We start from the raw sequence: 10,919 nt of genomic DNA on the forward strand, positions 1-10,919 counted from the left end.
ATTTACCCCTTTGCCAATGGATAAAGTTTGTCATCAAACTGTTCTAAAGTTGCAAACTCAATTGGCTGTAAATGTTCAATATTATGTAAATGCTGACGATAATTGACCAACATCTGTTCACGCGCTTCCTGTGAAATATACGGCACATGATAAGCAATAAATGGCGGTAAAACCTCATAACCGACATAAGCCAAAGTACCACGTTGGATCGGAATCAGGATATTTTCCATCGAACCATGAATTGCACCCTCGCCAAACATGTGGTCACGCCCGCCCAAAGTGAAACTCAACATGGCTTTTTTACCTGCCATACCACCATGATTATAAAAAACGTTTGCCGCCATAAAAAATGCCTGAAACAAAGACTCGATCAATCCAACCCTTTAACAAAGCAGGCATCGACATCCAATACATAGGGAAACTCAAAATCAATAAATCCGCTTTTTGAACTTTTTCCACTTCTGCTTGAATGTCACTGACCAAAGCCTGTTGCTTCGATGCATGACGTTGCTCAAGTGCATAATTTAAATAGTCAGGATTGCCACGTTCAGTAAAGTCAGCAGCCGAAGCCACAGGATTAAAATTCATGGCATACAAATCAGAAACTTCAACCTGATGACCTTGCTTCTGTAATTCTTCGATCGCAGTATTTTTTAAGGCATCAGTAAAAGACTGCGGCTCAGGATGTGCATGGACAATCAGAATATTCATGTAGGATTTTCCTTAAATTTTTTTACAGGCTAATTGTTATTCGATAGGGGAATTATTCACGAAATCATCTAGCTCGCCAATCACCCAAAAAATATTTTTATGTGGAATAAGGTAAATGCAAACATTTTTCGATGACAAAATGTTTGATCAGGCATAAAAAATGCCAGTTAATTGATGATTAACTGGCATTCCTCTGAGTACGTATTATTTCCGTAAAAACAATATCGTTAAATGGCTAAACTGCTGGAGAACATAATCATAGTATGAGAATTATTTAAAACTTACAATCATAAAAATTGTAAAAATTCTTGAGATTATCAAAGATCATTTAAATATTAATTTGAAAATGTTTCACAGTTGGATTGAGTTCAGAGAGTTGATCATTTTCAGATAAGGCTTGGTAGCGCTTTTCAATTTGCTCGGCTGAATCTTGCAAAGTTTCGATTAATTTTTGTAAATTCAAATACTCAAAGCGATTTTTAGATGCTAAAACGGTCAATGCAAGTGGAGCTTCTTTGCTTGAAAATTTGATCGGGATTGACAATCCTGACACATTTGGATCAAGTTCACCTTGAGAAAAGTAATAGCCTTGCTTCTTGATTTTTTTCATTTTTTGAATGAAAGCATCTTCATGCTCTGCAAAACCAACTTCAGTCAGTTGAGCTTGAAAGCGTGCATAATAATTTTGTAGATTGTGTTTTGACAAATGTGCCATGATCACTTTGGGTGATGAGCCCATAAACACAGGGCGAGGGCAACCACGACCATAGGTTAAAAGCGTTTCATCTCGGTATACTTCATGATGAATATCAATACAATAATGATCATTAAGTTGGGTGAGCAGGCAACAGAGTTCAGTACGTTCAGAAATTTCCTGCATAAATGGCTTACTGATTTGCACTAAGGGATCTGTGGTTCTAGAGATATAGTCCATCACCGCAATTTTAGGTCCAAGTGTGTAGTCCCCTGAGGTTCCGCTCAAGCGTTGTAAGATATCTGCTGAAACGAGTTCTTTAAGATATCTGTAACTTGTTGGTTTTGATAGGTTTAATTCTTCGCAAATAACATCAACATTAATCACTGGGCGTGACACCGAAAATAAATCGAGTACGGTGAGAATTTTACCAAAACTTGAAAGCGCCATTGATTACCTACTTAGTACCTGTATACCAAAAATGAAAATTTATAATGTTACTTTATAACAAAAAAATCCTAAATAAAAAGGAATTTCATCATAAATCGCTGTGTTTTAAAAAAATCTATCAATAAAGCTTAAATACACGAAAAGTTAAAGGAAAAATGCAAAATATGATGTGTGGTCAGTCGTATGCGCTTTCATAAAATTTTAGAAAATATGGATGATAATTCGCTGTTATTTGATATAAAGATGCTTTAATTATCAATATAAGATATTTTTGTTGACTATTTATATTTTTTTTGAAAAAATTAACCAAATAAATATCCAATGATGAATTTTTAAACTTGGTTTTCTAAGTTGTCATCATGTTGATGATGGATACCCTCTGATGAAACTTCAATAAAATCTATTCTGATTTTATTGAGTCTTGCTGATATTTTAAGATTATTAAATTGCGACGCTATTTATGTAGATAAATGGTGCGCTTTTTTGGTCGCTGAAAAATGTAAAGAGGTGTTGTTCATTGTATTGATCATCTTTACATAGAGACTACGCATGTTACTCACCAAACAGCTATTGGCTTTTCGTCCCAATAAATTGGATTGGATCTTTTCGATCAAGACATTTATTGCGGGGATGCTTGCGCTGTTTATTGCATTTGAATTGAATCTTAGTTATCCAATTTGGGCGATTGGGACAGTTTTTGTGATTGCAAATCCTTATGCAGGGATGGTGGCATCGAAAAGTTTATATCGTCTATTAGGTACTGCATTTGGTGCGATTTTCGCTGTGGCGGTGACACCATATTTGATCAATACTCCTTGGTTGTTTATTTTGGTTTTGGCGAGTTGGGTCAGTATTTGTTTGTATATTTCCCTGTTAGATCGTACACCTCGTAGTTATGTGGTGATGCTAGCAGGTTATACCGCCGTTATTATTTGTTTTAACAGTATTTACTATATCGACACCATTTCGATTTTCGATATGGCATTGGGACGTTTCTTAGAAATTTCGATTGGGGTAATTTGTAGTGCAGTGGTGACCACAACGCTGATGCCAATGCATATCGGTCCTGTGGTTGAAAATCGGGTCAACAAAACCATGAGTGATACCCAGTCTCTATTTGATTCGATTTTATCGGGGACAGATCATCATGAAAAAAATTATACCCAATTGATGGCACATATCACCCGAGATACATCTGATATTCATACCATGGCAGTGCATTTGAGTTATGAAAAATCCAAATTTAAAGGCATGACCAAACCCTTACAAGAGTTATTGCATCAAGTCACCATGTTAGTGGCAAATCTAGTGGCAATGTCTGAACGGCTGAAACAGCTTGATGATATTGATATGAGCTATCGAGAACATTTAAAAACTTTACATCAACATGTGGATGCTTTTTTAGATGATCAGCATCCGATTTTGGAAAATGAACTCAATCATTTACCTGAACATTTTGACCAAGAATTTGATGTGATTTTAAGACATGCAGCTGATTCGCAACAGGTGATGTTGGGCAGTCTGAAAATGGACATTCGCCATTTTATTCAAAATGTACGTGCAGTGCGGTTGATTTGGCAACGTATGCAACAGGGTGATCATAGTTTACCTGAAAATATTGCAGCATTAACGACATCTTATCCAAGTTTACACCGTGATTATGGTGTGGCTGTCCGTGGAGGTTTGTCTGCCTTTTTGACCATTATCATTGCTTCAAGTATTTGGATTTTAAGTGGTTGGAAATCAGGTTTTATGATGGCACAAATGGCGGCAATCAGTGCGTGTATTATGACTGCATTAGATAATCCTGTGCCTGCTTTAAAAATGTTTATCCGTGCCAGTATTTATGCAGCGGTGGTGGTGTTTATTTATGCTTATGGGATTTTCCCGCATGTACAATCTTTTGTAGAACTGATGTTGGTTTTAGCACCATTGCTCATTTTCTGTTTGATGCTGTATTTACATCCGCCATTAAATGGTTTGGGATTGCCTTTAATCATGAGCAGTATTATGGGCATGAACATTCAAAATCGTTATTTTATGGATCAAGTGGCGTTTTTTGATTTTTCATTTGGTACGGTAATTGGTCCGATTATTTCAGTGTATATCGTACATATTGTGCGGGCAATGTCACCTGAAATGACTGTACAACGGATCTTGGCGCTGCACTATCAAGCGATGCGTGAAGCGGTACGGATGCATTATGGTGCAAATTTTCGGATTCACTTACGTAGTATGTTGGATCGCATCGGGGTACTCAATACCAAACAAGTGCAATCAGAAAAATTAAGCCATGATATCAACGCAGCTTTGATTGAGTCGAGTGCAGTGATTGATTTTACACGCTTACAAGAGCTGGCAGGAAAATTGTCAAATGAATCCTCAGTTGTGGCAGATATTGCACAGTTACAAAGCGATTTAGAACAATGGTTTAATGCGAAAGAAAAACAACAATCAACAGAAATTGCTTTGCAGAATGTTTTACAACAATTAAAGAAAATTCAACAAGGTGCAGATCATATTGGTGATGAAGATATTCGCCATCGTTTAAAAATTTCGGTGAATAACATCTGTAATAGTGTGTGCCATCAACAGGTCTTAGATGTTGATGAGCATGACCTTGCTCATGCCAATTTAGGAGTATCTCAATGAGTGAATTGAATATTTATGGGGTTTATATTCCGATTTTTTTGTTACAGGCAATCGTTGTATACATATTGCTTAAATTGATCAATATCTTGACAGATCGATGGGCTGAACAAGGTTGGATTGCTTTGCCGAGTATTTTTAATTTGTGTGTGTACATTGTGCTGCTTTGGGGAATCCACAGTCTATATGTGGTGTATGTGAGTTAAGCGAAGTTTGATGATTTGGATGAGGTAAAATGAATAACTTTGATATGCGTAAAGCAATACGTCCCCTTGGTTTGCTTGTGGTCGTGATCTTGGCAATACTGTGTATTGTACATTTGTGGAATTATTATAATGCTGAACCTTGGACACGAGATGGGCGTGTACGAGGTGATGTAATTCAAGTATCTTCTGATGTTTCAGGTTTGGTTACTGAAGTTTTGGTACAGGATAACCAAAGTGTTAAAAAAGGACAGACTTTATTTAAAATTGATGTTGAACGTCAGGCTTTAGATGTAGAGCAAGCCAAATCGGACATGAGCAAAGCACAATCTGGACTCGCAGAAGCAGAAGCTTCTTTGGCACAAGCCAAAGCCAATTTGATCAAATCCCAAGCCAACATTAAACTCGCAGATAAAACCGCAAATCGTTATGCGGACTTGATGGATGGCGCAATTTCACGTCAGGAACAAGATCAAGTGTTTGCGACACGTGATCAATCTCATGCGGAACATGAACAATTGCAAGCTGCGATTCAACAAGCTGAAGCGAATATTAAACAACAAAAAGCGTTGATCGAAGTGGCACAGAGCAATTTAAATCTAGCAAAACTGAATTTTACTCGTTCTGAAGTGGTTGCACCTGCAGATGGAACTTTATCAAATTTTGATATGCGTGCAGGGAATTACGTTAAAGTTGGGCAAGCTGTAGCAGCTTTATTAGACCGTAAACAACTGTTTGTGGTGGGGTATTTTGAAGAAACTAAACTGAATAAAATCCATGTAGGTGATCCTGCTACAGTACAGTTGATGGGCGATTCTGAGAAAATTAAAGGACATGTACAAGGGATTGCATCTGGGATTGAAGATCGTGAACGGACAACATCATCAGGTTTATTGGCGAATGTAAATCCAACTTTTAGTTGGGTACGTTTGGCACAGCGTGTCCCTGTAAAAATCATTTTGGATGAATTACCGCATAATGAATTGGCTTTTGTGGCGGGGCGGACTGCGACAGTGCATATTTTAAAAGCACAACATTAAACGATAAAAGACAGATCTCATCCAAATGGAAACCATCTATGTGAATAGGTGGTTTTTTATTGAAAATATATTGAAAGATAAAATGATGTAGCAATAGAAAAAGCCCACATTGAAATGCAGGCTTAGTCTTTTAAATCTCTGAAAAATTAAAATAATTTAACAGGAATATCTAAGAATACACGCCATTCATTGGTGTCACCAATATAAGCGTTGGTTTGATATGCATCACTTGCACGATAGTACGAGTGACGTACACGTAAGCTGGCATTTTTTGCAAAGCCATTTTGAACGGTATATTTGACTTGGTTAAAGAATTCACGTTCTTGTGCATCATCTGTTAAGTTTTTAACTTTGATGTCCCAACCATAAACAAAAGCAGTTGTCCAATTTAAACCAGGAACGCCATAGCCACCGAAGTCTAAATTATATTGAACTTGTGCTGATTTTTCATGATTACCAATGAAGTCAGACATGTAAGAGTTAGGTAGATAAATACTTTGGAAACCATCAGCATTTGAACCATAGTCATAACCTGTATTGCCTGTATTTTGTTGGTAAGCCAACATAACACTGTGCGGACCTTGATTATAAGTACTTGATAATGCCCAGATGTTGTTGCTACGACCCTCAACATCTTTATCCCCTAGTGGAGATGAATAAGTTTCTGCATTTTTATCCCACTCAGTGTGATAACCACTAAAATCAAAAGTTAAAGAACTTTTATCTGCAAGTGGAAGCTTATAGTTCGCATTGACATAATGACGCTCTAAAGCATTTTTAGAGTCTAAACCAAAATATGATGCACTGAGTTGATCATCAAATTTGTATTTTGCGCCCCAAACGATTGCACGATCAAGACCTTTTCCACCTACATCAGCATCACTTTTGATTTGGTCTGACATTTGGTCTTTGGTAAATTTACCTGCGGTTAATTCTAAGCCCTTGATCTCACGGCTTGTAACTAATGTACCTTCGAAATACTCTGGCACCATACGTCCTGTGTTACTTGCAAGTACAGGCAAGTCAAGGACTTGAGTACCATATACAACAGTTGTATTTGAGAAACGTGCTTTTACATTTCCGCCACCACGACCCCAATGGTCATATGCAGAACCATCATTGTGCTTAGGAATCATTTGGTTGCCAGCATTGTTATTTGAACCTAGTTTGATTGAGCCATCGCCCAATACACCTACGCCAAAACCAACAACACCTTGGGTGAAACCAGAGTTTAATTCGACAATAGCAGACTGTGCATAAGAGCTTTGATCTACTACATCATTTTTTTTATCACGATGAATATAACCAGTACGGAATAGAACTGATCCTTCAGCATCTTCAAGAAATCCTTTTGCTTCGCTTTGCTCACTTGCATACGCTGAAGACAGAAGAGCGGCCTGAATTAGAACTGCTAATGTAAGTTTTTGTGGGGTTAGCATTCGGCTTGCCTCTTACAGTGTTTGTTTCAAAATATTTAATTTCAGTGAATTGTATAATTAAATTACAGAAAAAACTAGTATTTGTAACAATTTTATTTTCTAATCTTAGCTTTTAATCTCATATTACTAGATTTTTAACAGAAAATAAAAATGCAAATAGATCACCAATCATATTGAATAATTTACCAAAAGTTTAAAAAACACAGTAAAATTCCGCCTTTCTCTCTCCCTCGGTCTATACGAAAAATGACTGCATCTTTCTTAAAAAAAATAATGGCTGTGCCATTTATGTTGCTTATTTCTGGTGTGAGCTATGCAGAAGATATACCACTCACGACCTCAAAAGGAGTTTTATCTGGAAGTATTGGAACTGTATCGAAGTATGTCTATCGTGGTGGTGTGGAAAATGATGATATTGCGATTCAAACAGGCTTGGACTATGCCCATAACAGTGGTATCAGTGTTGGCTATTGGGGTTCAACGCTAGATTATGATGCGACAGATGAAAATCGTCATCGTGGTTTTGAGCACGATCTTTACATCGCTTATGGTGATGAGATTCGCCAAGATTTAAGTTATAACTTACAAGCCACAGCTTATATTTACCATAAGGGTGGAACAGTTTACGGCGATGAGAATAAACGTAAAACCACTGCTTTTGATGTGCTTGGTGAATTGGCTTATAAGGACGTCACTTTTGCAGCATCGGTCTTACTTGCTGATGCGTCTTTTGGTAATGCAGGTGATGTCTATTTAAGTGCAGCGTATAGTCATACATTACCGAAAGATTTTGTTGTGAATGCTTCGGTAGGTGGTTCAGCATATAACAGTAGCCGTGATGATGAAATCATTCAAACGACGGAAGATTTTGCGTTCAATGAAGCACGAGTCGGTCTGAGTAAAGATTTAGCAGAAACAGGTCTCGTTGCATCTGTAGATTATGTGGTTGGTGGTGAAGATCGCTTAGGTGAAGACTTTGATAATCATGTGGTTTTTGGTTTGAATTATAATTTTTAAACAAAATATTTAAATTTGATGATTTGGATAAAGTGTATTTCTTATAAAATGCACTTTTTTTATGCATAAAATAAGCATGATCTTAAATCGTGCTTAAAAAAGTGACAGTTTTGTTTTTGAAATGTTTTATAGCATGCAAGGTGATCGTAACATGAACATCAATATGACAAGAATAAAAAGCTGATGTGTACACAGTGAATTTTAGCCATTGAAATGATTTGATCATTTTTGATTGCTTTTTAAATATTTAAATTATTGAAAAATAACATTATAAATTGATAAGTTGTATATTGAACATTCCCTTTTTGCTGAAGTTGGCATAGCTATTGCTAAACATTTAATGAGTTATATGAGTTTAAAAATTTAAGCAGAACAGATCATCAGCACGATGGGGGAGCATTAGACATGCGATTTACAACTAAACTTTTAGCATTGGGTATTTTGGCTTCAACTGCAAGTGTAAGTATGGCAGAAGATAATACACTGTCTCAATTAGGACTGACATTTTCAGGCAGTGCTGCTTTAACCAGTGACTATCGTTTTCGTGGTGTGACGCAAACAGGCAGTGATCCTGCGGTACAAGCAGGTTTTACGCTGGCACATTCATCGGGTTTTTATGCAGGTGTTTGGGGCTCAAATGTCGATTTTGGTGAAGGTAGCCCACATTTAGAGCTTGATCCTTCGATTGGTTATTCCACAACTTTAGAAAATTTTAGTAAAAAGCCAGTGATTGATGTCGGTGTGGTGTATTACAACTATCCAAGCTATAGCGATGCAAACTGGGCAGAGTTATACGGCAAAGTGACCCTGAAAGATCTCGCTGTTTCGGGTGATAGTTTATTGACCAATATTAACTTTACCAATGATTATGCAGCAACGGATACCAACAGTTGGAATATTAACTTTGGTTATGCATTACCATTTGGTGACACTGGATTTGGTGGTGTTGCAGCAGTGGGTTATACCGTGGTGGATGATGAAGAAAAATATTCATTTAATGGTGATGACAATTATGTGGACTGGAAAGTGGGCGTAAATTATGGCTTTAAATCTGTACAAGGTTTAAGTGCTGAACTTGCAGCAGTGGGCACGAACATTGACACGGATGGTTGGACATCTGCGGCGGAGCGTGGTGTGGATACAGGTGCAGTATTTACCTTGACCAAAGCATTTTAATAACAAAAAATCAAAAAGAGACATAGCAAAATAAGTGTCAAATAAAAACATCTTCTCCATCCCTCCTTAAAGACAAGGAGGGATTTTTTGATCTAAATTATTATTTTATTTTAAGCTTCTTGTTTACGATAAGATAAAGCTTCACTTAAATGTGCCGTTTCAATGTCAGAACTTTGCGATAAATCTGCAATACTACGTGCCACACGCAAAATCCGATGATATGCCCGTGCTGATAAATTCAAACGCTGTTGAGCCATTTCTAACATATTTTTAGAGGCTTGATTGAGCTGAGCATGCGCTTCAAGTTGTTGAGGTGATAGACTTTGATTGCTTGCACCTTGACGTTGGATTTGCAAATCATAGGCAGCTAAAACACGCTCACGTACTGTGGCAGAATTTTCGACCTCAGTTGTGCTTTGTAGCTCTTGGGCTTTTAATGGTGGGACATCTATGTGTAAATCAATACGGTCAAGTAATGGACCTGAAATACGATTTTGATACCGTTTAATTGACTCTGTTGAGCATTGGCAACGGTTGTCTTGATTAAATGCATAGCCACATGGGCAGGGATTCATCGCTGCAATGAGTTGAAAGTCAGCAGGAAAAGTGATCTGACGGGAAGCTCTGGAAATCACGATTTCTTTTCCCTCTAAAGGTTGTCGTAAAACCTCTAAAACCTTTCTGTCAAACTCGGGTAGTTCATCCAAAAAGAGCACGCCTAAGTGCGCTAAAGTAATTTCACCAGGTTTTGGGTGTGAACCACCTGACAATAACAAAAATAAAGTGTATCAAATAGGCATAAAACTCAATTTTTACAAAATTAATGGAGATTTTATGCCAGTACTATTAGAGACTGAATCAGGATTTACATTGTTTGGAGAGACTGGTTTGGAAATTCGAAAATCAGTTAGGATTATTCCTAAAAATTACAGAAGTGTTACAGGCATTATTGCGTCAAAAAAATCCTCAGATGAAGCACGTTATGAATCTTCATTGGAGCGTGATCTACTAACCTCACTAGAATTTAATGCACAAGTGAAATCATATACAGTTCAACCAATAATGCTTGAATGGGTAGATGATAGTGGTCAGAAAAGAACTTATACTCCAGATGTTTTTATTGAATATAAAGGAGTAGCTGAAAAACCAAAATTAGTGGAAGTAAAATATAGGGAAGATCTTAAAAAGAATTGGGCTGAGCTCAAACCAAAACTCAAACAAGCAAAAAAATTTGCTAAAGAGCAAGGTTGGATTTTCAAAATTTTAACAGAGAATGAAATTCGTAATGACTTTAATGAAAACGCACGTTTTTTATTAGGATACCGCTATCCAATTCCAGAGATTGAGTTAATTACGACCTTAGATGATGAATTACAAAAGTTAAAATACACTACCCCGAAGCAATTATTGGCAACTATTTCACAAGATCAATGGGAACAGGCACAATATCTAACAGCTTTATGGTACTTAATTTCAACTTTTCAGATACGCACAAATTTGATGTATCCCTTAACTATGGATAGTGAGATATGGTGACAAC

8 protein-coding genes and 2 pseudogenes are annotated in these 10,919 nt (G+C 37.0%); 6 read left to right on the forward strand and 4 right to left on the reverse strand.

Annotated features, from left to right (window positions below; translation table 11 throughout):
* Positions 1–2: 2 nt before the first annotated feature.
* A pseudogene (locus tag AVJ19_RS06950) lies at positions 3–711 on the reverse strand (NAD(P)H-dependent oxidoreductase).
* Positions 712–1,039: 328 nt separating this feature from the next.
* Complete coding sequence (locus tag AVJ19_RS06955) at positions 1,040–1,855, reverse strand: IclR family transcriptional regulator (RefSeq protein ID WP_111859040.1); 816 nt, start codon at positions 1,853–1,855, stop codon at positions 1,040–1,042.
* Between the two features lie 549 nt (positions 1,856–2,404).
* Here AVJ19_RS06955 and AVJ19_RS06960 point away from each other — a divergent pair.
* From AVJ19_RS06960 to AVJ19_RS06970, 3 genes are read left to right on the forward strand one after another with little or no spacing between them, the layout of a single operon-like run.
* Positions 2,405–4,507, forward strand: coding sequence for an FUSC family protein (locus AVJ19_RS06960; RefSeq protein WP_111859041.1), 2,103 nt, complete (start codon positions 2,405–2,407; stop codon positions 4,505–4,507).
* Positions 4,504–4,710, forward strand: a complete 207-nt coding sequence (locus tag AVJ19_RS06965) for a DUF1656 domain-containing protein (RefSeq protein ID WP_111859042.1) — start codon at positions 4,504–4,506, stop codon at positions 4,708–4,710. Before AVJ19_RS06960 ends, AVJ19_RS06965 begins: the two co-directional genes overlap by 4 nt.
* A 29-nt stretch (positions 4,711–4,739) precedes the next feature.
* A complete protein-coding gene (locus tag AVJ19_RS06970; protein ID WP_111859043.1) occupies positions 4,740–5,747 on the forward strand; it encodes an HlyD family secretion protein in 1,008 nt (335 codons plus the stop codon).
* A 146-nt stretch (positions 5,748–5,893) separates the two neighbouring features.
* Here the strand turns inward: AVJ19_RS06970 and AVJ19_RS06975 are convergent, their stop codons facing one another.
* Complete coding sequence (locus AVJ19_RS06975) at positions 5,894–7,186, reverse strand: OprD family outer membrane porin (RefSeq protein WP_111859044.1); 1,293 nt, start codon at positions 7,184–7,186, stop codon at positions 5,894–5,896.
* A 288-nt stretch (positions 7,187–7,474) separates the two neighbouring features.
* Between AVJ19_RS06975 and AVJ19_RS06980 the strand changes: the two genes are divergently transcribed.
* Together AVJ19_RS06980 and AVJ19_RS06985 are read left to right on the forward strand one after the other, a co-directional pair.
* Entirely contained in the window at positions 7,475–8,203 is a 729-nt protein-coding gene (locus AVJ19_RS06980; RefSeq protein ID WP_228203309.1) for a TorF family putative porin, read from the forward strand.
* A 405-nt stretch (positions 8,204–8,608) separates the two neighbouring features.
* Positions 8,609–9,379, forward strand: coding sequence for a TorF family putative porin (locus tag AVJ19_RS06985; RefSeq protein ID WP_111859046.1), 771 nt, complete (start codon positions 8,609–8,611; stop codon positions 9,377–9,379).
* A gap of 110 nt (positions 9,380–9,489) precedes the next feature.
* Here AVJ19_RS06985 and AVJ19_RS06990 read toward each other — a convergent pair.
* Positions 9,490–10,152 (reverse strand): annotated as a pseudogene (locus AVJ19_RS06990) (ATP-binding protein); the annotation flags it as partial.
* A 61-nt stretch (positions 10,153–10,213) separates the two neighbouring features.
* On the opposite strand from AVJ19_RS06990, the gene AVJ19_RS06995 reads away from it, so the two are divergent.
* Complete coding sequence (locus AVJ19_RS06995; protein WP_213067205.1) at positions 10,214–10,915, forward strand: TnsA endonuclease N-terminal domain-containing protein; 702 nt, start codon at positions 10,214–10,216, stop codon at positions 10,913–10,915.
* Positions 10,916–10,919 lie beyond the last annotated feature (4 nt).

The sequence above is a fragment of the Acinetobacter sp. CFCC 10889 genome (assembly GCF_003268395.1).
Lineage (GTDB): Bacteria > Pseudomonadota > Gammaproteobacteria > Pseudomonadales > Moraxellaceae > Acinetobacter.

Coding starts and splice junctions, on each gene's coding strand:
- AVJ19_RS06970 (WP_111859043.1), top strand. CDS start 4,740: ATGAATAACTTTGATATGCGTAAAGCAATACGTCCCCTTGGTTTGCTT.
- AVJ19_RS06980 (WP_228203309.1), top strand. CDS start 7,475: ATGTTGCTTATTTCTGGTGTGAGCTATGCAGAAGATATACCACTCACG.
- AVJ19_RS06955 (WP_111859040.1), bottom strand. CDS start 1,855: ATGGCGCTTTCAAGTTTTGGTAAAATTCTCACCGTACTCGATTTATTT.
- AVJ19_RS06985 (WP_111859046.1), top strand. CDS start 8,609: ATGCGATTTACAACTAAACTTTTAGCATTGGGTATTTTGGCTTCAACT.
- AVJ19_RS06965 (WP_111859042.1), top strand. CDS start 4,504: ATGAGTGAATTGAATATTTATGGGGTTTATATTCCGATTTTTTTGTTA.
- AVJ19_RS06975 (WP_111859044.1), bottom strand. CDS start 7,186: ATGCTAACCCCACAAAAACTTACATTAGCAGTTCTAATTCAGGCCGCT.
- AVJ19_RS06995 (WP_213067205.1), top strand. CDS start 10,214: ATGCCAGTACTATTAGAGACTGAATCAGGATTTACATTGTTTGGAGAG.
- AVJ19_RS06960 (WP_111859041.1), top strand. CDS start 2,405: ATGTTACTCACCAAACAGCTATTGGCTTTTCGTCCCAATAAATTGGAT.